General features: G+C 34.1%; 20 protein-coding genes. 2 read left to right on the top strand and 18 right to left on the bottom strand.

The annotated features are described in order from the left end of the window. Nucleotides 1–341: 341 nt before the first annotated feature. Together EMN46_RS04375 and EMN46_RS04370 are read right to left on the bottom strand one after the other, a co-directional pair. Nucleotides 342–1,640 carry a hypothetical protein gene (locus tag EMN46_RS04375; protein ID WP_154199463.1) on the bottom strand — a complete coding sequence of 433 codons (1,299 nt, stop codon included), beginning with the start codon at nt 1,638–1,640 and terminating at the stop codon, nt 342–344. A 33-nt stretch (nt 1,641–1,673) separates the two neighbouring features. Next, a complete protein-coding gene (locus EMN46_RS04370; protein ID WP_154199462.1) occupies nt 1,674–4,253 on the bottom strand; it encodes a TonB-dependent receptor in 2,580 nt (859 codons plus the stop codon). Nucleotides 4,254–5,149: 896 nt separating this feature from the next. Here EMN46_RS04370 and typA point away from each other — a divergent pair. Then, a complete protein-coding gene (gene typA / locus EMN46_RS04365) occupies nt 5,150–6,949 on the top strand; it encodes a translational GTPase TypA (protein ID WP_154199461.1) in 1,800 nt (599 codons plus the stop codon). Nucleotides 6,950–7,219: 270 nt separating this feature from the next. On the opposite strand, the gene EMN46_RS04360 is transcribed toward typA, so the two are convergent. After that, nucleotides 7,220–7,594: a T9SS type A sorting domain-containing protein gene (locus tag EMN46_RS04360; protein WP_154199460.1), complete on the bottom strand. Its 375-nt coding sequence runs from the start codon at nt 7,592–7,594 to the stop codon at nt 7,220–7,222. A 229-nt stretch (nt 7,595–7,823) separates the two neighbouring features. On the opposite strand from EMN46_RS04360, the gene radC reads away from it, so the two are divergent. After that, nucleotides 7,824–8,519, top strand: a complete 696-nt coding sequence (gene radC / locus EMN46_RS04355; RefSeq protein ID WP_154199459.1) for a DNA repair protein RadC — start codon at nt 7,824–7,826, stop codon at nt 8,517–8,519. Nucleotides 8,520–8,853: 334 nt separating this feature from the next. On the opposite strand, the gene EMN46_RS04350 is transcribed toward radC, so the two are convergent. The 15 genes from EMN46_RS04350 to atpB all read right to left on the bottom strand — a co-directional run bounded on the left by EMN46_RS04350 (nt 8,854) and on the right by atpB (nt 22,580). Beyond that, nucleotides 8,854–9,546, bottom strand: coding sequence for an OmpW family outer membrane protein (locus EMN46_RS04350; RefSeq protein WP_154199458.1), 693 nt, complete (start codon nt 9,544–9,546; stop codon nt 8,854–8,856). Between the two features lie 95 nt (nt 9,547–9,641). Further along, complete coding sequence (gene kbl, locus EMN46_RS04345) at nt 9,642–10,832, bottom strand: glycine C-acetyltransferase (RefSeq protein WP_154199457.1); 1,191 nt, start codon at nt 10,830–10,832, stop codon at nt 9,642–9,644. Nucleotides 10,833–11,078: 246 nt separating this feature from the next. Next, nucleotides 11,079–11,921, bottom strand: a complete 843-nt coding sequence (locus EMN46_RS04340) for an endonuclease I family protein (RefSeq protein ID WP_154199456.1) — start codon at nt 11,919–11,921, stop codon at nt 11,079–11,081. A 342-nt stretch (nt 11,922–12,263) separates the two neighbouring features. Further along, complete coding sequence (gene frr / locus EMN46_RS04335; RefSeq protein ID WP_154199455.1) at nt 12,264–12,827, bottom strand: ribosome recycling factor; 564 nt, start codon at nt 12,825–12,827, stop codon at nt 12,264–12,266. 126 nt (nt 12,828–12,953) lie between these two features. Beyond that, nucleotides 12,954–13,664, bottom strand: coding sequence for a UMP kinase (gene pyrH, locus EMN46_RS04330; protein ID WP_154199454.1), 711 nt, complete (start codon nt 13,662–13,664; stop codon nt 12,954–12,956). A gap of 171 nt (nt 13,665–13,835) precedes the next feature. Next, a complete protein-coding gene (gene tsf / locus EMN46_RS04325; RefSeq protein WP_154199453.1) occupies nt 13,836–14,660 on the bottom strand; it encodes a translation elongation factor Ts in 825 nt (274 codons plus the stop codon). Between the two features lie 26 nt (nt 14,661–14,686). Continuing rightward, nucleotides 14,687–15,568: a 30S ribosomal protein S2 gene (gene rpsB / locus EMN46_RS04320; RefSeq protein WP_154199452.1), complete on the bottom strand. Its 882-nt coding sequence runs from the start codon at nt 15,566–15,568 to the stop codon at nt 14,687–14,689. 193 nt (nt 15,569–15,761) lie between these two features. Continuing rightward, nucleotides 15,762–16,148 carry a 30S ribosomal protein S9 gene (gene rpsI, locus EMN46_RS04315; RefSeq protein ID WP_154199451.1) on the bottom strand — a complete coding sequence of 129 codons (387 nt, stop codon included), beginning with the start codon at nt 16,146–16,148 and terminating at the stop codon, nt 15,762–15,764. Nucleotides 16,149–16,153: 5 nt separating this feature from the next. After that, nucleotides 16,154–16,648, bottom strand: coding sequence for a 50S ribosomal protein L13 (gene rplM, locus EMN46_RS04310; RefSeq protein WP_154199450.1), 495 nt, complete (start codon nt 16,646–16,648; stop codon nt 16,154–16,156). 635 nt (nt 16,649–17,283) lie between these two features. Next, nucleotides 17,284–18,159 (bottom strand): ATP synthase F1 subunit gamma, encoded by an 876-nt coding sequence (gene atpG, locus EMN46_RS04305; protein WP_154199449.1) that lies wholly within the window; start codon nt 18,157–18,159, stop codon nt 17,284–17,286. Between the two features lie 72 nt (nt 18,160–18,231). Further along, entirely contained in the window at nt 18,232–19,836 is a 1,605-nt protein-coding gene (atpA, locus tag EMN46_RS04300; protein WP_154199448.1) for a F0F1 ATP synthase subunit alpha, read from the bottom strand. 125 nt (nt 19,837–19,961) lie between these two features. Continuing rightward, nucleotides 19,962–20,498 carry an ATP synthase F1 subunit delta gene (gene atpH, locus EMN46_RS04295; protein ID WP_154199447.1) on the bottom strand — a complete coding sequence of 179 codons (537 nt, stop codon included), beginning with the start codon at nt 20,496–20,498 and terminating at the stop codon, nt 19,962–19,964. Between the two features lie 53 nt (nt 20,499–20,551). Further along, the gene (gene atpF, locus EMN46_RS04290; protein ID WP_154199446.1) at nt 20,552–21,046 is read right to left on the bottom strand and encodes a F0F1 ATP synthase subunit B; all 495 of its coding nucleotides are present in this window, start codon (nt 21,044–21,046) and stop codon (nt 20,552–20,554) included. A 110-nt stretch (nt 21,047–21,156) separates the two neighbouring features. Then, nucleotides 21,157–21,414, bottom strand: a complete 258-nt coding sequence (gene atpE / locus EMN46_RS04285) for an ATP synthase F0 subunit C (RefSeq protein WP_154199445.1) — start codon at nt 21,412–21,414, stop codon at nt 21,157–21,159. A 77-nt stretch (nt 21,415–21,491) separates the two neighbouring features. Next, on the bottom strand, nt 21,492–22,580 hold the full coding sequence (gene atpB, locus EMN46_RS04280; protein WP_154199444.1) for a F0F1 ATP synthase subunit A: 1,089 nt from the start codon (nt 22,578–22,580) through the stop codon (nt 21,492–21,494). Nucleotides 22,581–22,766: the final 186 nt, after the last annotated feature.

Here is a 22,766-nt window from a genome sequence, read left to right as displayed (position 1 = left end):
TTGAAAGCAAGCTTTTTTTATGCTCTCTCCAACTTTACACAAACAAATAGCCTCTTTATTAATGAGATCCATATACAAGTAGCAAATTAGCCCTTTTAACATCCTATTGAGTAGCCATAGAATATGAGCGCCGACTATATGTTTCAATTGAAGCAGAAACTCACGATAGGCTCAGAAAAATTGATATTCTATAGCAACAGTTTCTTCTCGTTTTAATTAAATAATTTCTCAGCAACGCCTAAATAAAAATCAACACTAAGAATAAAAACTCAATTCAGAATGGAGCAAAAAAAAGCCCGAATCCATAAGGATTCGGGCTTAAATTTAAACATATATTCTTTTTACTTAACAGTTGGTCCTTCAACAAATTCAAATTCAGACCCTGGTCCTGATTTAGAACATTTAAAGGTAATTGTATAGTAAACCATAGAACTTTCATACCCACCAAAGCTAATTACATAGTTCACATCAACACCATCTACCTGAGCAACAGCATTAGGAAATTTTAATGGAAGGAAAGCCTTAACACCTGCCTTAACAGCATCTTGCCATGTAGCAAAGCTTGCATCATAATTACCTTCTTTAATATTAAACTCTACATAATAAGAATTAGCTCCGTAATATGATTCAGCAGTACCATAACTATCCAAATAGCCAGCACCTATATCACTCTTCACATAATTAACTAAGAGTAAATAATCATCAGCTACCATAGTATACAATATTGTAGGATCAAACAACCAACCATTAGCAGTTTTAAGATATTGATCGGTTTTTGCAATTGTAGATTGATACTCTCCCCAAACACCATCTGTAAGTGTGTATTCTTTAGCTCTAGTTTCAGTAACACCACCTCCGGCATAATATTTATATAAAACTAAAAACTTATCTCCTTCAGCAGCATATGGAAACTTGACACCAAAAAACGTAGATAAGTAATTTTCTGGAGCATCAGAGCTAGAAAAATTACCATATTTACCAGGAGCTCCCATTAAATCGTAATCCTCATCTTCCAATTCGTAAACTGTTACGTCACCTGGAACTTCAGGAGCAACTTTATCAGACTCAGCCCATACAGAACCATCAAATGCCCAAAATTGAGTAATAACCGATGTAACACCAGAATTATAATAATTATAAGATACCACTAACTCCTTACCACTTACAGCATCAGGATATTTATTTAATAAAAAATCAGCAAGAACAGTTGGAATTTTAACATTATAATCGAAGTTATCATATTTCCCATACCCTAAGGCATCATAATCTGTATCCGAAAGAGTATAAGCATCCATTGCAGCTAACTCTTCTAGATAATCATTATAATCATACAAATATGATAACCCACCACGATAAAAATCATAAGTTACCTTAATAGATGAAGTTACATCTAAAGTAGGATACTTACCATCAAGAAAATCTGGCAAGAAATCAGTTGCAGGAGCAGATGAGCTAAAGCTTTCATATTTTGCAGGATCCCCACCAATATTGCTATAATCATCGGCTGTTAATGTATATTCCAAGCTATGTATGTTGTTGTCATTGCTAAGAGCATCAACGTCCTTGTAAATATCTTCCATTGGATCACAACTTGCAAATACCAACGCAAATAGTGATACTATATATAATATTTTTTTCATTTTAATTATTTTAATGGTTTTAAAGACTATTGATTAAAACTTAATTTTTAAACGCATAGATGCTGTACGACCAAAACCATAGAAACCATATGATGTTTTCCAGTCATGAGCACTACCATCTGTTGCGTCAGAAAAATATTCAGTATTAAATACATTCTGTACATTTCCATACACTGTAGCTTTTAAACTACCAAGCATAAAGTTGTATTTCACGTTTAGATCGAACAAACCATAATCAGGCATTTCCCAAGCTTGAGAAAGGTCATTTGCATTATCTCTATCAGCAACATTAAAATAGGCATACAAATTAGCATAGTAATTATAGTTCATACCTATTTTTAAGTCATCTAAAATTTGATAATCAAGTCCCAAAGCCGCAGTAGTTTGAGCTGCATCTCCTACCTTTAATCCATCACTATAAATGGTTAAAGTCTCTTTAGTTTGATCATCTTTATTATCCATATTAACACCATTGGCAGTACCATTGCTGATCCACTCCCAATCTCCCATTGAAGCCATACCTGTTAAAGAAAGTTCATTCGTGATTTGGTATTTCATATCCATTTCAACACCCATATGAAGAGCATCTAAACCAAGTACGTTAAAACGCCAATCTTCGTTTCGAATTGTTGTAGTAGTTGCAATAGATTTATCCATCCACTTAGTGTAATATCCATTAATATTTACAGATAACTTATTAGAACGAAATCCGTATCCTACTTCAGCAGAATATACTTTTTCATTTTCAGCATCAGGATTAATATCATTGGCATAGTTTAAAAATACACTATTAAAAAATGGTGCTTTTTCGAAGTAACCTACGTTAACAAAAACATTATTCTTCTCATCTAAATTATAATTTGCTCCAGCTTTAGCACTGTATCCCAAGAAATCTTGCCATGCAGTTTTTTGATTACCTGGTAAATATTGAAAATGATCTGTACGACGATACTGACTTTCAGTAACAGAAGCAGAAACAAATGCACTTAAAGCATCCTTTTGATATTCTAATTGAGAAAATAATCCTCCCCACATAATCTCACCTGGATTATCGTAGTATATTTTATCTCCTTTTTTCAATTTTGTATTTGCAGCTCTGTTGATATTTTTACTAGCTCCATTATTATCAACATCAACAAAATAGTCACCTCCTAATAAATCATCAATTTTCGTACTATGCTGACCAATGTAATATCTAAGATCAACACCACCCGATAATTTCAAATTTTCATTTAGTTCAGTAGATAGATTAGATAAAACTCCATACCATTGGTGAGAGTTTACAGAGTTTGTGATAATAGCTCTTGAACCAGATAACGAAGCAGCATTATCAGCTATAACACTATCGTAATCAAGATAACCATCAGCTGTTACTCTAGTACTTGAACCTACTTTTCCATTATTATCGTAACGTAACCAATATTTATCTTTTCCATCGGTACTACGACCTCCACCTTCAGAGATAGAAGCATAAACAGATGTAGATAATGTTGTTTTTTCGTTAATTTGCCAGTAATGGTTTAAAGAAGCTTGTGGCTTGTGATAATAATTATAGGCAGTATTGAAACGTTCTCCGTTTTTAAAACCGTAATCAAGATTACGTCTGCTACCATCTTTATGATTCTTATAATCTTCGATAGTTCCTCTAGTATATCTTTGGTTGTGCCATTGTGGTGCACCAAAAACAGTAAAAGTTAAACGATGAGCATCATTAATTTGCTTTCCTACAGAAAGGAAATAAGACCATCCTTCATAATCAGTACTTTTAACCCATCCATCACCTTTTGTGCGAGATCCAGAAAAAGTAACTGCCCAACCATTATCCAATAAACCTGTAGATAAAGTTAGACTTTGTTTTTCCATACCATTATTACCAATACCATAAGAAAATGATCCACCTTTTTTAGCATCTGTAGAATTTGTTAAGATATTAATTGTTCCACCAACTGCAGGAGTAGCAACTTTAGAAGCTCCTAAACCACGTTGTACTTGCTGGCTACGAGTAACATCAGAAAGACCAGCCCAGTTTGACCAGTACACCTTACCATTCTCCATACCATTAATAGGTACACCATTAATCATTACACCAATGTTATTTGATTCAAAACCACGAAGGTTTATACGTGAATCACCATATCCACCACCAGCTTTGGTAGCATAAACACCTGGAGTAGATTTTAACATCTCTGGAAATTCCTGTGTTCCTAATTTCTCAGCAATCAATTCAGGTGATATAGTCGATACAGCAACTGGTGTTTGACGATCAATAGCTACTGATGCCAAAACACTAATTTCACTAAGACCAACTGCATCTGATTCTAGTTTAATTGTACCCAAATCTTGTGTTCCGTTCAATGTAAGCTCCTTATTAAGAAAACCCACAAAACTCACTACAAGCGATTTAGTTCCATTAGGCACCTCAAATACAAAGGTTCCATCTAAACCAGTAACGGTTCCTGTTGCTGTACCAGGAATAATAATAGAAGCACCAGGTAAAGTTTCATTGGTGCTACCATCTACAACCACTCCTTTCACGGTGGTTTGAGCAATAGCTGCAACAGACAAGATCATAAGAGCTGCCATTGACAAAATACTTCTCACAGTTTTTTTCATAAAATGAATTGTTAGATTAGCAATTTTGTGGTGGTTAGACCACAGAAAAACATTCCACTCTCTATTTTTTTAAGAGTTTTGGATCAAAATAATGGTTGTTGAATTCAACAGTTTTAACTTTTTAAATTCATTGACAAAAGTCGTTAGTTAAAAAGAAATTAACAAAATTTAAGAATCTTATTTTCGATTATTCATCGTTTTTTTTTTGTCTGTTCATCGAAAAACATATCCCCCAGCCTTATATAACAGCCTTTTTAGCCAACTATACGATTGATAAAATGACTTCATTTTTTTTTAAAACTAAAATCTGTGGATTAAGTGTTCTAATATAACACTTTTTAACAAAAAAAAACATAGCATTTTGATTTAAAGAGCCTAAACCGATTAATTATTAAAACAAATATCTCACAAAAAGCTTTTAAAAATAGCTTGTAGACCACCTTTCAAAGAATTTATTAATCTGTTTAAATTATATATTAAGATTTTTCCTTTTATTAACTTCAACTTTATAACCACATATCTCTAGAATTTATTTTCACTGTATTTTTAAAATTTTCAACACTGCAAATCAATAATAATATCTGCTCATTCATGTTAATTGAATATTAAATTATCATACAGAAATCGTTTCCATAAAATTTAATTTGACAGAATTAGTGTAATCAAAAAATAAGCTGTACTTTTGCAGCCGCATTAAAAGCTACGCAATCAATTATAAGACAATGATTTTAATTAAGTTATTGATTGCTAACAATGCACAATATTGATTACGAAATAGTCTTGAAAGCATTCAGATTATTAACATTTTGCAATTAGTATTAAACATCATCATGGAGATAAGTTGTAATAAAAGATCTGAAATTTGTGATTATCTCCTTAGTTAAGCCAATAAGAACATGAGAAAACTAAGAAACATTGCCATTATCGCCCACGTAGACCATGGGAAAACAACATTGGTTGATAAATTGATAATGCACAGCGACATTTTCAGAAAGAATGAAACTCCTGGTGAGTTAATTCTAGACAGCAACGATTTGGAGCGTGAACGAGGCATTACTATTCTATCGAAAAACGTTTCTTTAGAATATAAAGGTGTTAAAATTAATATTATTGACACACCAGGTCACTCCGATTTTGGTGGTGAAGTAGAGCGTGTATTGAACATGGCTGACGGTGTACTACTATTGGTAGATGCATTTGAAGGAACTATGCCTCAAACTCGTTTCGTATTACAAAAAGCATTAAATTTAGGTCTTAAACCAGTTGTTGTAGTAAACAAGGTTGATAAACCTAACTGTCGTCCAGAAATTGTTCAAGAACAAGTATTCGACTTAATGTTTAATCTTGACGCAACAGAAGAACAACTTGACTTCCCAACTATATATGGTTCGGCAAAAGAAGGTTGGATGTCTACTGACTGGCAAAAGCCAACTACCGACATTACTGCTATTTTAGATGCCGTTATTGAATTTATCCCTGAGCCAAAAACAATTCTTGGAACACCTCAAATGTTGATTACGTCTCTTGACTTTTCATCTTACGTAGGTCGTATTGCCGTAGGTAGACTTCACCGTGGTGAACTTCGTGAAGGGATGAATGTAACTCTTGTGAAACGTGACGGTACCATTAAGAAACAAAAAATTAAAGAATTACACGTCTTCACCGGTCTTGGTAAAGAAAAAGTTAAATCTGTAGCATCAGGTGAGATTTGTGCTTTAGTAGGTATCGACGGTTTTGATATTGGAGATTCAATTTGCGATGTTGAGAATCCTGAACCTCTAACACCAATTGCCATTGATGAGCCAACAATGAGTATGTTGTTTACAATTAACAACTCTCCATTTTACGGACAAGATGGTAAATATGTTACATCTCGTCACCTAATTGACCGTTTGACTAAGGAGCTAGAAAAAAACCTTGCTCTTAGAGTTGAACCTACCGAGTCTGCTGATTCATTTTTAGTATTTGGACGTGGTGTACTTCACTTGTCTGTATTGATTGAAACAATGCGTCGTGAAGGTTACGAATTACAAGTAGGTCAACCACAGGTTATACTTAAAACTATTGATGGTAAAAAATGTGAACCAATCGAGGTTTTATATATCGATCTTCCAGAAGATGTTTCAGGAAAAGCGATTGAGATTGTAAATCAACGTAAAGGTGAAATGTTGACTATGGAGCGTAAAAACGATCGTATCCATCTTGAATTCCAAATTCCATCACGTGGTATTATTGGTTTAAGAAACCAAATGATGACTGCAACTGCTGGTGAAGCCGTTATGTCACACCGTTTTCTAGAATATATGCCATTTAAAGGTGACATTCCTGGACGTGTTAATGGATCATTAATCGCTATGGAAACAGGGTTGACTTTTGCTTATGCTTTAAATAAATTACAGGATAGAGGAACTTTCTTTGTTTCTCCTACGACTGAAATTTATGAAGGTCAAGTAATTGGAGAAAACAATCGCGCTGGTGATTTAGTAATAAACGTTACTAAAACTAAGAAACTAACCAACATGCGTACTTCTGGTACTGATGAAAAAGTTAGATTAGCTCCTCCAATCATTCACTCACTTGAAGAAGCTTTGGAATATATCCAAAATGACGAGTATGTAGAGGTAACTCCAAACAATATTCGTTTGAGAAAAATCCACCTTAAGGAAACAGATCGTAAAAGAGGCGGAAAAGCTTAATTAAGATCTTTATCTAGATATACAAAGAGCCTTTGAGAAATCAAAGGCTCTTTTTCTATTTAGCGTTGTGTCTAATCTAGTCTAGTCTTAAAATAGTATTCCTTTTTGTGCAACACTCGTTTTTAGCTAGTTATGCATTAACAAATATATAATAGTAAAATCCAACGTATTGAGGAATAAAAATCTCCCAATACTTATCGAATTGAAACAAACTTTAGGTTAAGGAGGTGTTTTAATGGGTAGTGACAGTGAAAAGCAAAGAGAAAGAATTTACTTCTTAACTAATTTACGAGCAATATGCTTACCATCATTCAAATCAAAATTAATTAGATACATTCCTTTAGGTAAGAAGCTCAAATTAATATTTTTTTTAGGTGTTTTAATATCTATAAGCGTTTTCCCAGTCAAGCTCATCACTCTAATACGAGTTACATTTTCCTGATTTGTAAGGTTTACAATACTTCTAACTGGATTGGGATAAAAACTAGGATCTTTCTTTTTAAATGGATCCAATTGATCAGTAAAACACTCTGAATTACAAATAAAAGAACACAAAGATACTTCTGCTTTTAAATTGATATTAGATATCAAAAGCAGAAAAACGAATAGGATAAAATATTTTTTTACGAGTAAAAATCTCTGCATATATTTCCTTTATTAGAGACTATTTCAAACAAGCTAATCCAATTGCTTATCCATAGAATCTTCTGCAAGATAATAATTTATAAGGGAGCATACCTCATATTTTTAGTATTTCACATTATTATCATACTTCAATAATTCAAGTTTAATAGTAACAAAAATTATTTATTTCATTAATTTAGTTCAGGAAACGAGTTACTTACAAGTTAATTCATCCTTAATTTTCGATAAAATGAGTGAATACAAAAGTCTCAGTATTAAAAATTGGGCTTTAGAAGATCGTCCACGCGAGAAAATGATGTATAATGGGTCAAAGAGCCTCTCTAGTGCCGAACTCCTAGCTATAATTATTGGTAGTGGCAATCGAAACCAATCGGCTGTAGAAGTGGCTAAAATGCTTCTCGCTGATAATCAGGGAGACCTAAATGTACTTGCAAAAAAATCGATTCGAGATTTAATGAAAACACCTGGAATTGGATCTGCTAAAGCTGTAAGCATTATTGCAGCTCTTGAACTTGGTAGTAGACAAAAATCATTTCCATCGAAACAAAAGCTAAAGATAACAAGTAGTATGGATGCCTACGAAAGGCTGTATCCTTATGTTGAAAACTTAAGCCGGGAAGAATTTTGGGTCATCTATCTTAACCGAGGAAACAAAATACTAGAAATAAAAAATGTATCAATAGGCGGAATTACAGGAACAGTATTCGATATGAGACTGGTTTTTAAAGATGCAATTCTCTTAGAATCAACCAATATTATTCTTTGTCATAACCATCCATCGGGCAACTTAACACCATCCGAAGCAGACAAAAACCTAACGTCTAAAACAAAAGAAGCGGGAAAATTGATGAGTATTGAAGTATTAGATCATCTAATTATAGCAGACCAAGCGTACTTTAGTTTTGCAGATGAAGGACTTCTTTAATTATGAATTGTGAATTATGAGTTGAAAGTTTAAAAAAAAGGAAAAAGTAAAAGAGTAAACAAAAAAATCTGACCACAAATTACACAGATTCACAAATTTTTAAAAACACAACATGCCCATTCTGAAAATTCTGAAATTATGTGAATATTTATTGTCGAAGACAATTCAAAACTGTTTTAACCGATAACCGAAATCACGCATAAGGAGTTCCGAAAGCTCTCGTAATTGTTTCACTCAAACTTACACAACCGAAAACTGATAACCGACAAAACTTAGTATCCACTTCCTAACAAATTACCACAGTCGCTCTGGCTCCTTCGTAATGACAATTAAACTAGAGACGATAATATACACCAACTGTAAGCGAAGTGGAGGTAATTTTATCAAAGCCAATATATCGGTATTTTTGAAGATCAGTTAATTCATATCCCTCTGGATAATCAGGTTTTACATTCTTCTTTTCGAGCTTATTCTCAAAATTCGGAATATAGGTCAGCTTTAAATTGACATCAACAGCTAACTTTTTACTTAAATTATACATAAAACCAACATTAGGTACTAAACCAACTTTACTGGAAGAAACAGTATACTCCTCCTTAATAGGATCATAAGTATTTGTTGGTATTGATTCCACATGGCTCCTATAAAAGAAATAGCCAAAACCTAGTGAAGCATAAGGTCTAAAATCAATATCGTAAGCCTTAATAAAATAAGTAGCCGTAAAAATAATAGGTATAATTTGATAATTAACCGTATTCTTAACCCTATTATCACCATTCCAGTAAGAATCATTCTGCCCCAACCCCATATATCCTGCAGAAAGACCAACTGCAATTTTAGGATTTAAAAGCATCTTAGCATTTAGACTTAAATCTGCACCAAGCTTGCTTTCGTCGGCAAAATCGCCCATGGGTTTTACAATACCAGCATTTACACCTACAATAAATCGATCGTTATTATTACGATATTGAGCTGATAAGGGAAACGTGAAAAATAATACCAGGAAGGTGAAAAGAAGATTTCTCATAGCTTTTTTAGATAAAACCTGATAGCTTATAATAAGCAAGGTAGAAATAAGCCTAACAGATTCAAATATGACCTGTTAGGCTTGTATAATATAGGTTAATCAATCACTTTAAGTTCTTTACCTACTTTTATAAAAGCAGCTAAAGCTTTATCAAGATGCTCTTTAGTATGAGCAGCTGATAATTGAATTCTAATACGAGCCTGCTCCTTAGGAACAACTGGAAAAAAGAATCCGATAACATAAATACCTTCTTCAAGCAATTTTGCAGCAAACTGCTGAGCTAAAACGGCATCATAAAGCATTAATGCATTGATTGCCGACTCAGAAGGTTTCAAATCGAAACCAGCCTCGCGCATTTTAGTACTAAAATATTTTGCATTCCACATCACTTTATCACGCAACTCAGTAGATTCGCTTAACATATCGAATACTGCGATAGAAGCGCCTACAATTGCTGGAGATAATGAGTTAGAGAACAAATATGGACGAGAACGCTGACGCAACATGTCAATCACTTCTTTCTTACCTGTTGTGAATCCACCTAATCCACCACCAAGAGCTTTACCCAAAGTACTTGTAATAATATCAACGCGTCCCATGCAATTATGATACTCGTGAGTTCCACGACCAGTTTTACCAATAAATCCTGAAGAGTGTGAATCATCAACCATAACCAAAGCATTATACTTATCGGCAAGGTCACATATCTCATTTAGTTTAGCAATATCGCCATCCATAGAGAATACACCATCGGTAACAACAATTCTAAAACGCTGAGCTTGAGAAACTTTCAATTGAGCTTCTAAATCAGCCATATTAGCATGCTTGTAACGGTAACGAGCAGCCTTACATAAACGAACACCATCGATAATTGAAGCGTGGTTCAGTTCGTCAGATATAACTGCATCTTCTTTTGAGAAAAGTGGTTCGAAAACCCCTCCATTTGCATCAAATGCAGCTGCATAAAGAATGGTATCTTCAGTACCAAAAAACTTGGCAATTTTACCTTCCAACTCTTTATGAATATCAGTTGTTCCACAAATGAAACGAACCGAAGACATACCATAACCATGAGTATCTAATGCTTTCTTAGCACCTTCAATTACTCTTGGATGAGATGATAGCCCTAAATAATTGTTCGCACAAAAATTTAACACTTTATCACCAGTCGATACTGTAATTTCAGCACCTTGTGGAGAAGTAATAATCCTCTCACTTTTGTATAAGCCCGATTCTTTAATAGATTCGATCTCACCAGCCAAATAATCTTTGAATTTTCCGTACATAAGTATTTGTTGTATAGTATTGAAATAAGAAACCCGAATCACATCGGGGAAAGATTGAAATTTAGTATAAGGATTTTCAATCCAGATCAAAATTACAATAAATATTCTTCAGGTTTATAAATCCCGACTATTTTTTAACTCAACAAAACACAAAAAAGCTACTTTAAGTCTATCTAAAGTAGCATTTGAGGTATGTAATATGATGATCTATTAAGTAGTCATAATATCTATAGCATGTCAAGGCAATTAATGCCATATATAATTCACAAACTCTGGATGATCAATAAAAGGATTACGATTCCCTTGAATATTAAAAATAGTTTGGTTGCGTTTCATCTCAAAACTGTCAACCGGATCTTCAATATTCCATTTTAATAAAGTAGAAAGTCTACCAATATTAGGCAAGGTATAATCTTTTGCACCAGTTTCGTTAAGCTCCAAATCATTAAAACGATCATCACCTTCATATCGCACAGCCATATAAAACATCATTCGGGCTACATCGCCTTTTACAGCATCACGCGGTTCCCATGTATCTGCAGTATATTTACAGCCTGTTGCCTCACTATGAGAAGTTCCTCCTTCGTCAAAGTACTTACTCCATCGGTCTGAATTTACCGATCTATCAGCTGGTCGAATATGATGTATGTCTGTCGCTGGACCTTTTACCTCATTAGGATTTCCACCAAATCCGCGCACTTTAGCCCATACATGTTCCCTATTCCATGAATTATTATCTCTTTTTCCATGATCCTGATAGCTTTTTGCTTGTGATCTTCCCGTGTAAAATAAAATAACATTATTGGAGTTATTCGGATCTTCATCCGTTTGCTCTAACGCGTCCCAAACATCGAAGCTCGAAGATGTATAAGGCAATACCTTATTGTTATCAATTAAGCCATGAAGATTATGCCTTAGATTCAATGAATCTATTCCATCAAGAATCGCGTAATATGAATCAAAATCAGAACTATTTTCAATAGTAATTTTACCTGATTTATCTGTTTTTTGATCAGAAGACTTATTGGTACTCGAAGAACAAGAGTAAATAAATAAGCTTAACAGTAATAGAAATGTAAATTTACGCATATTTTAATATCATTAATATCAAAGAGTAGTCTTTGTAATACAAACACATACAATCCAAAAATAGGTTGTAATATCTTTTAAATAAATATTTTATTAGCTCTAAAAAATAGATGGCAATGCTACTAATTTAGAATAAACCTAACACATCAATCTTAAAAAAGGGGACAGTTTGTAATGCAGAAATACCATTTTACATCTAGCATAAAATGGTATGATAAAAATAGATAAAATCATACAATTATCAAACAAATGAGTTTATCTAAAAAAATGAATAGCCTAAAAACAAAATGCTACTTCAAATATATTTGAAGTAGCATTTTAGAATATGATATATAATATCTATTAGATAGTCATGATATCTTTTTCTTTATCAACGAATAAATCATCAATTTTCTTACTAAAAGCATCAGTCAAGTTTTGAACCTCACCTTCAGCGTCTTTCTCAACATCTTCCGATAAGCCATCCTTAACTAATTTCTTTAACTCAACGATAGTATCGCGACGTGCATTTCGAACACTAACTTTAGCATTTTCACAAACAGCCTTAGCTTGTTTTGCCAAAACACCACGACGTTCCTCTGTTAAAGCAGGTATGTTAATACGAATAATCTCACCATTATTATCAGGATTTAAACCCAAGTTCGAGTTCATAATAGCCTTTTCGATAGGCACGATCATAGCTCTTTCCCATGGTTGAACAACTAGGGTTCTAGGGTCTGGAACACTCACATTAGCAACTTGAGTCAATGGAACCATGCTGCCATAATAATCAACAGAAACGCCTGCAATCATATTTGCATTCGCTTTTCCTGCTCGTACTTTCAATAATTCATCTTCAAGATGCACAATCGTTGCATCCATCTTTTCCTTCGCATCCTCTAGATACATTTGAACTTCTTCATTCATCGGAGAAAGAGTTTAAGTATTTTGTTTTTATATAGATTCATTTCTTATGTCTACCGATAAGGCCACATACAAAAATAATAAAAAAAAACTACATCAGCTTAATTCAAGAAACATAAGGTCTATAACCTACACATGAACTAAAGTTCCAATATTATCTCCTTTAATGACTTTCAACAAGTTACCCTTGGTATCCATATCAAAAACGACAATTGGAAGATTGTTTTCTTTACACATAGTCGTTGCAGTAAGATCCATTACTCGTAAATCTCTTTTATAGATCTCATCAAAACTAATCTTATCGTACTTCGTTGCTGTTGGGTCTTTTTCAGGATCAGCCGTATATACACCGTCAACACGAGTTCCTTTCAACATCACATCAGCTTCTATTTCGATACCACGTAATGAAGAACCGGTATCAGTAGTAAAATAGGGATTACCTGTTCCTGCTGAGAAGATAGTTACATATCCCTCAGTAAGGTAGTCAACAGCCTTTTGCTTTGAGTAGAACTCACCTATTGGCTCCATTCTAATTGCAGTAAGTACTCGCGACTTACAATCAATAGCCTCGAGTGCTGAATTTAATGCTAGACTATTAATAACAGTTGCTAACATTCCCATTGAATCACCTTTTACTCGATCAAAACCTTTTGAAGCCCCACTTAATCCACGAAAGATATTTCCTCCGCCAATAACGATACCAACTTGTACACCTTGTTCTACAATTTCTTTAATCTGTTCGGCATAATCATTTAACCTTTGAGAATCTATACCGTATTGTTGTTCTCCCATTAGCGATTCTCCGCTAAGTTTCAATAGGACACGTTTATATTGTAACATTATAAATAAAGTATTTTATGAGATGTTTAGATCGATAAGTATCAAATAAAAATTAATTCTCAAGATAAGAATTAAAAGTTTAATCTCAATAAATAGAGATAAAACCGAAAATCTAAGTCCAAAAAAAAGAGTCCCTAAAAGGAACTCTTTTTATATATATTAATAACTGTATTAAGCATTCAAAGTGAAACGCTGCATAGCAGTTACATTTAAACTTTTATCAGCAGTTGCTAAATATTGTTTAATGCTCATTTTGTTGTCTTTAACAAAATCTTGATTTAATAAAGTAGACTCTTTGAAGAATTTACCTAAACGACCTTGAGCAATTTTGTCAAGCATAGCTTCTGGTTTACCTTCAAGGCGAGCTTTTTCTTTACCAATTTCCAATTCTTGAGCAACAACATCTTCAGCTACACCATCTTTGTCGATAGCAATTGGTGCCATAGCTGCTGCTTGCATAGCAACATCACGTCCCATTTGTTTCTCAACTTCCATGTTGAAACCAATTAGCGTAGCTAATTTGTTACCAGCATGAATATATGCAACTGCAGCTTCTGCTTCAATTTTACTGAAATAACTTAAATCGATTTTTTCACCGATTATACCAGTTTGTTCAGTAACATAGTCTCCAATTTTTCTTCCTTCAAGATCCAAAGCTTTCAAAGCTTCAAGATCAGCAGGATTGTTTGCAATAGCTACGTCAAGAATTTTACCTGCAAATGCGATAAAGCTATCGTTTTTAGCAACGAAGTCAGTTTCACAATTTAGGCTAATCATTGCACCTAGTTTTCCGTTTTCAGAAACTTTTGCTAAAACAACACCTTCAGAAGCTTCTCTGTCAGCACGTTTACTAGCAATTGCCATTCCTTTTTCACGAATTATCACAACAGCTTTGTCAAAGTCACCATCGGCTTCAACAAGAGCATTTTTACAATCCATCATTCCTGCGCCCATTGCTTTACGCAATTTAGCTACATCTGCTGCTTTAATAGACATCTTAATAGAAATTTATCAGTTAATAATTACTCTTCGTTACCTTTAACTTCTTCAGTTGCAGGTGCTTCAGGAGCAGCCTCTACTTTAGGAGTTTCTACTTCTGTAGCAACTTCAGCCTTAGGCGCTTTAGCCTTAGGTGCTTTTGCTTTAGGAGCTTCAGTTTTAGGAGCTTTTTTAGCTTTAGCTGATTTCTTATCAGCAGCTTCTTTCTCTTTTTCGTTCTTTCTTTCTGATAAACCTTCCTGAATTGCTCCAGTTACTTTATCAAGAATAATAGATACAGAGTTAGAAGCATCGTCATTAGCTGGAATAACAAATTCCACACCTTCTGGGCTTGAATTTGTATCTACCATAGCAAATACAGGAATTCCCAAACGATTAGCTTCTTTAACAGCGATATATTCTTTCATTACGTCAACTACAAACAAAGCTGCTGGCAATCTGGTCAGATCAGCAATACTACCTAAGTTTTTTTCTAACTTAGCTCTCTGACGAGATACTTGTAGTCTTTCTCTTTTAGAAAGGTGGTTTAATGTACCATCAGCTTCCATTTTGTCAATAGTTGACATCTTTTTAACTGCCTTTCTAATAGTAGGGAAGTTAGTCAACATACCACCTGGCCAACGCTCAGTCACAAATGGCATATTTACGTTGCTCACTTTTTCAGAAACAATACCTTTAGCTTGTTTCTTAGTTGCAACGAATAAGATTTTTCTACCCGATTTTGCAATTTGTTTTAATGCTGAAGCAGCATCGTCAACTTTTACGGCAGTTTTATGCAAGTCGATAATGTGAATTCCGTTACGCTCCATAAAAATATAAGGAGCCATTTTTGGATTCCATTTTCTGGTCAAGTGACCAAAGTGACAACCTGCTTCTAATAATTCTTCAAATGTAGTACTAGACATTTTGTTTTTTTAAAATTGTTTACATTCATCTTAATGGCAATTGTTAAGTAGTCTTCCTAAAGATTTGAAAATAAGATATGGGATGATTAAACTGAATTTTCATTCACAATTAAACCCATATCTTTTATATATTATCTAATCTCTGTAAAAGGAGAGTCTTAACAATTTTGATACTAAACCTGCCACAAAAATATTAACGCTTGCTAAATTGAAATTTCTTACGAGCTTTTGGTTGACCTGGTTTCTTACGTTCAACCTCACGAGGGTCACGAGTCATGAATCCAGCTGTTCTCAAAGCTGATTTAGATTCAGCATCCATTTTAACTAGAGCTCTAGCAATAGCCAAACGAAGTGCTCCTGCTTGACCTGTTACTCCTCCGCCTTCAAGATTAACCTTGATATCATACTTATCAGCAACCTCTAAAAGGTTTAATGGCTGTAGTACAACATACTGAAGAGTCCCGGTAGTAAAGTACTCTTTAAGCTCTTTTTTATTGATGGTAATCTGACCTTTACCTTCGCTAACATAGATACGAGCAACTGCCGATTTTCTACGTCCAATAGCATTAATAACTTCCATACCTATTATTTAATAGTGTTTAAATCCAATTTCTTAGGTTGTTGAGCTTCATGCTTGTGCTCTGAACCTACATATACGTTAAGGTTTCTGAAAAGTTGACTACCTAAACGATTTTTAGGAAGCATACCTTTTACAGCCATCTCAATAAGTCTCTCAGGGTGCTTTTCAAGAATAATCGCTGGGTTTGCAAAACGTTGTCCCCCTGGGTATCCAGTGTAACGAATATAAACCTTATCAGACATTTTCTTACCTGTCAAACGGATTTTCTCAGCATTGATAATAATCACGTTATCTCCACAATCAACATGAGGAGTGTAACTTGGCTTTAATTTACCTCTTAATATCAATGCTACCTTAGAAGCAAGACGACCCAATACTTCGTTCTCTGCATCAATAACAACCCATTCTTTAACAACGGTTGCTTTATTGGCAGAAACTGTTTTGTAACTTAATGTATCCACTTTATAAAGTTTTAATAATTTATACTTCAATACAATCATTCAATTTGACCTAAAAGAGTGTCTGCTTCCAGTTAATACACAAATTCTTTAACGACTTATTTACAACAACTTAAACCCTGTGTGGATAATCGGGGCAATATTGGATTTTTAAGTTATTCCTATAAATCAAATTTGTGCACCTTAAATAAACAGATTAAAATACTTGCTAAGGGTAGTAAAATCAGTCTATTAAGATGAAAAGACAGGACTATTAATAGCCATATCGCATAAATGCTCTGCAAAAGTATAAAATTTATTTGGGATAGGAACTTTATTTTTCTAATTATTTTACCCTTACCGTGTTGAATCACTGAATTCTAAGATAATTTAAGTTATTAAAGTATTGTAAAAGCTGATAAATACTAATAGAACAACACTAAATCTATTTTTAATTTACGTTAAAAAAAAAGTTAACACTGATTTTAACTAATACCAAAATCGCTTAAAACAAGACACATGTAAAACTTACGTTAAAATAGGGAAAGTTCTTTAAACAACAAATCTGCTCTTATGAAAGTTCTATCACAAATTCTGGAAACTAGTTATAAAGGTTGCGACTCGATAAACTCAAGATTTTAGCATAAAAAAATCCCCACCAGTAAGGTGAGGATTCATATAAATATATTTTATTTTTTTTATTGAGACAAAGCATTTGCCCCAGATACAATCTCAAGAATTTCGTTTGTGATTGCAGCCTGACGAGCTTGATTGTAATGTAATTTAAGATCTTGTATCAAATCACTTGCATTATCAGTTGCCTTATGCATCGATGTCATTCTTGCTCCATGTTCAGAAGCAACAGAATCAAGCATAGCACCAAAAAATTGCGTTTTCAATGACTTGGGAATTAATTCTCCAACAATAACTTTTTTATCTGGCTCAAAAATATAATCTGTTTGGCTTACCTTTTCTTCGTCCTCATTACTTATAATTGGGAGAAATTGTTCATTGGTAAGAATTTGAATACCTGCATTTTTGAAACGATTGTAAACTAATTCAACCCTATCGTAATTTCCAGCAACATATTCTTTCATAATAGACGTGGCAATTGCAGATGTATTTTCGAAACTCATATCATCGAAAAGCTCATTATGGTGACCAATAACCTGTTGAACCTTTGATAAATCTTTAAAACCCTGTTTTCCAATGGCTAGGACTTTAAAATTTCCTTCAGCCGCTTGGCTAGCATAAATTCCCCTTGCTAGTTCGTTAACACGCTTAAATACGTTTGAATTAAAAGCACCACATAATCCTTTATTCGATGTAATGGCAACAATTAAAACTTTATTAGCCTTACGATCTCCGCCATAAATATTATCCTCAGAATCGCTCAAGCTACCTGATAAACTACTCAGAATCTCTTTTAATTTATTGGCATAGGGACGAATTTGCACAATCGCATCTTGAGCTTTCTTAAGCTTAGCAGCCGATACCATTTTCATAGCAGCAGTAACCTGTTTAGTCTTCTCAACAGATGATATTCGTGTACGTATTTCCTTTAAATTGGCCATCCTATAATCAAATTATATGACTTTTGCATACGCCATTGATCTCGTAATGAAACCAATGGCTATATACTAAAGCTAGTTTTTATATTTCTCAGATACTTCAGCTGCAGCTTTTCGCATTGTATCTTGTGCTTCGTCTGTGTATTTTCCTGATGCCAACTCGTTCAACACCTTTTTATGTTTCATCTCCATCAAATCCAAGAAATCTTTCTCAAATTCTTTAGTTTTATGAACAGGTACATCACGTAATAAACCTTGGCTACCACAAAATAGAATAGCTACTTGCCTTTCAACTGAATAAGGAGAATATTGTCCTTGTTTCAAAATCTCAACATTCTTAGCACCCTTATTAAGTACTGCCAAAGTAGCTGCATCCATATCGGAACCAAACTTAGAAAAAGCTTCCAGTTCGCGATATTGTGCTTGATCAAGTTTCAATGTACCAGCCACCTTCTTCATGGGTTTAATTTGTGCATTACCACCAACACGAGATACCGAAATACCTACGTTAATTGCTGGACGAATACCTGCATTAAACAAATCGGACTCTAAGAAAATTTGACCATCAGTAATCGAAATTACATTGGTTGGAATATAAGCCGATACATCACCAGCTTGAGTTTCAATAATTGGAAGAGCAGTTAAAGAACCACCTCCTTTAATAATTGATTCTCCATTCTCATCCTTAGCCGCTACCAAACTATCTGGTAAATCATTCATTTGACGAGCAATATCGTCTGAATTAATGATTTTTGCAGCACGTTCTAATAATCTTGAGTGAAGGTAAAATACATCACCTGGATATGCTTCACGTCCTGGTGGACGACGAAGTAGTAATGAAACTTCACGATATGAAACCGCTTGTTTCGATAAATCATCATATATAATCAATGCTGGACGACCTGTATCACGGAAAAACTCCCCAATAGATGCTCCAGCAAATGGTGCATAAAATTGAACCGCAGCAGGGTCAGAGGCAGTTGCCATTACAATAACAGTATAAGCCATAGCGCCATGATCTTCAAGCGTTTTTGCAATATTCGCCACTGTAGATCCTTTCTGTCCTATAGCAACATAAATACAAAAAACAGGCTCACCTTTATCGTAAAATTCTTTTTGATTAATAATCGTATCAATCGCAATAGCCGTTTTACCAGTTTGACGGTCACCAATAATCAACTCACGTTGTCCACGTCCGATAGGAATCATGGCATCAACAGATTTCAAACCTGTTTGAAGAGGCTCAGTTACTGGCTGACGATACAAAACACCTGGCGCTTTACGTTCCAATGGCATTTCGTAAGTTACACCTTGTATTGGACCTTTACCGTCGACAGGTTCGCCAAGTGTATTAATCACACGACCTAACATACCTTCACCAACATTGATGGAAGCAATTCGTTTCGTTCGTTTTACGGTATCTCCTTCTTTAATCCCTTGAGTCTCGCCAAGCAGTACAGCTCCAACATTATCCTCTTCAAGATTTAAAACGATACCTAAAACTCCATTCTGAAATTCGATAAGCTCGTTTGATCCAACATGAGACAAACCATAAATACGGGCAATTCCATCACCCACTTGTAGTACGGTTCCAACTTCTTCAAGTTGTGCTTCTGTTTTTAGACCTTCTAACTGTTGTTTTAGAATTTCCGAAACTTCAGCAGGTTTAATACTAGCCATATTTTTTTGCTTTTGTTACGATTCAATACTTATATGAGACTCAAGATTTACTTGCTTTACAAACTAAAGCTCAATACCTTATCTCGAATTGTATTATTAAAAAACCAAACCCTTTAGGGCTAAGTTTATTGTACTAATGTTCTTTTTATTTGATTCAACTGTGCAGACACACTTACGTCTAATTCTTGATCATCGACACGAAGAATAAAACCTCCAATAATATCCTTATCTAGCACCTCTTCTAATTCGATTTTTGAATCAAAAGCTTTCTTAAGCATTTCACTAAGATTCGCTTTATCTTCTTTATCAATAACACTTGCAGTTGTAAGTTTCGCAGACACAACACCCTTATCTTTTCGGCATAAGTCCAAAAAGTTACGGATCATATCTTTGATAAAGATTTCACGATGATTTTGAAAAACCAGATCCAAAAAATTCAGACTTATTGAATCAACCTTATCAGTTAAAACCAATTTAACAGCCTTTCTTTTCTGTGATGTCTTAACCACTGGGCTTTCAACCATCAACCAGAAATCCTTCACGGTATGACAAAGCTCGTCAACAAGCTTCATATCAGCCACAATTGTGTCTAACACCTTTTTTTCTTTTCCCAACAGAAAAAGAGCTTTTGCATATCGAACCGAGATTTTACTTTCGTTCATGTTTTCTTATTAATTGCAATCCACAAAGGGATAGATGTTCGACTTTCAGTGAATTAATTGATATTGACCTCTTTCATCAACTCTTGGAAATAATCCTTTTGTTGTTGATCTTCTGCAAACTGACGACGTAAAACTTTCTCTGCAATTTCTACCGATAAAAGAGCGACCTGAGATTTAATTTCACCTAATGCAGCCGTTTTATCACTTTCAATAGCTTGACGAGCAGATGCAACAACTTTGTCGGCTTCTTCAGTAGCTTTAGTTTTGGCTTCGCGAACAATTTGCTCACCCAATTCTTTAGCTTCTTTTAGCATGCTCTCTCTTTCTCGTCGAGCTTCTTTCAAAATCTTTTGATTATCAGCCTGGAGTTTTGACATCTCTTCTTTTGCACTTTCGGCAGAAAGAAGCGCCTCCTTAATAGAATCATTACGCTCATCAATTGCAGTAACAATCGAAGACCATGCATACTTCTTTAAAAGAAAAAATAAACCTAAAAAAGAAATAAGCATCCATATGAAAGTTCCCAATTCGGGAGTAACTAAGCCCATATTATTCTATATTAATAATTACAATTTGTAATTAATGATTTAAAATTAAAATGTTGGTACCCACAATTTGTCGCCGACAACCTCATTGAACAAATTGTGGGATAATACTATTAAAGTACAATAGCCAACAAACAAATGATAATTGCAAAGAAAGAAGCACCTTCAATAAGGGCAGCAGCAACAATCATGTTTGAACGAATATCTCCAACAGCTTCTGGTTGACGGGCGATACTCTCAAGAGCAGATCCACCAATCTTACCAATACCGATACCAGCACCTATAGCAGCTAAACCTGCACCAATAGCGGCGCCCATCTTTGCCATACCTGCAGTAGCAGCAACTTGAAGAATAATTGATAATGTAATCATGATAATTTAGTTTAAAATGTAAAAACTATAATGTCTCCCAATGGAGTTTGATTCTAATTAAATATTAAAGAACGATTTTAATGTTCCTCTTCCACTGCCATTCCAAAATAGAGAGCAGATAAAAGTGTAAATACATAAGCTTGAATTAAGGCAACTAATAACTCAAGAATATCCATGAAAATGATAAATAATACTGAAACAACTGATGTCCCCATTCCAAGTAGTGGACTTATTTCACCGAAAATAAAAATCAAAGAAATAAAAGCCATTACAATCATATGACCTGCTGTGATATTAGCAAAAAGTCGAATCATTAGTACAAATGGTTTTGTAAACACGCCCATAAGTTCTACAAAAGGCATTAATGGGATTGGAAACTTTAACCACCAAGGTACTCCAGGTGTATTAAAAATATCTTTCCAATAATGTTTGTTGCTATTTATTGTAGTGATAACAAAAGTAAACAGAGCCAATACCAATGTAATAGTGATATTACCCGTAACATTAGCACCACCAGGAATAAATGGCACAATTCCCATCATATTATTCAACCAAATAAAGAAAAAAATGGTTAACAAGAATGGAACGAATTTTTTATATTTCTTTTCCCCAATTGCTGATTTTGCAATATCATCGATTACAAAAACAATAATTGGCTCTAAAAAAGCTTGAATACCCTTAGGTTCTTGCCCTTTTCTTAAACGATAAGTTTTAGAAATAGATACAAAAAGCCATAATAGAAATATCATGGAAAATAACATAGCCACAACATTCTTAGTCATAGATATATCGAAAGGACGAACCTGCCGTCCATCAATCATCTCAACTACTTTACCTCTATATTCACCTTCTTTAGCTAACTCGAAACCTTTAAAAGATGAGTGTCCGTGATTAAACTCACTGGACATGAAAATATGGAAGCCAGAATTTTCTGAATAAACAATTATCGGTAAAGGTGCTGTAAAATGAAAATCACCATAAGAAAAAACATGCCAATCATATGCATCAACAACATGATCCATAATAAAATTACCTGGTTCAAATTTTTTCGCTACATGGTTTTCTTGATGAATCTCTTGTTCGTGATCATCGCTAACTGAAGCCGAAACCGAAGTTAGACCAATAAAAAAAAATGCTATAACTAAAAGTCGATGAATGTGCTTCATTACATTCGAAAATATCAGATTAATAAAACAGTTTTTAGACCTGCTAATGACACAAGAAAAAACCGAAAACAGCTTAAAATCAGCCTAAAATAAATCATACTGAAAAATGCATGACAAATTACTCGTAAAAGCCCTTTAATTTAAGCCCCTCAAATCTAACAAAAAAAAAACATAAGATACCAATTT

The organism is Ancylomarina sp. 16SWW S1-10-2 (assembly GCF_009669305.1).
Lineage (GTDB): Bacteria > Bacteroidota > Bacteroidia > Bacteroidales > Marinifilaceae > Ancylomarina.
The sequence above is the reverse complement of the archived record's forward strand: the minus strand, read 5'-3'. Positions and strand labels throughout refer to the sequence as shown.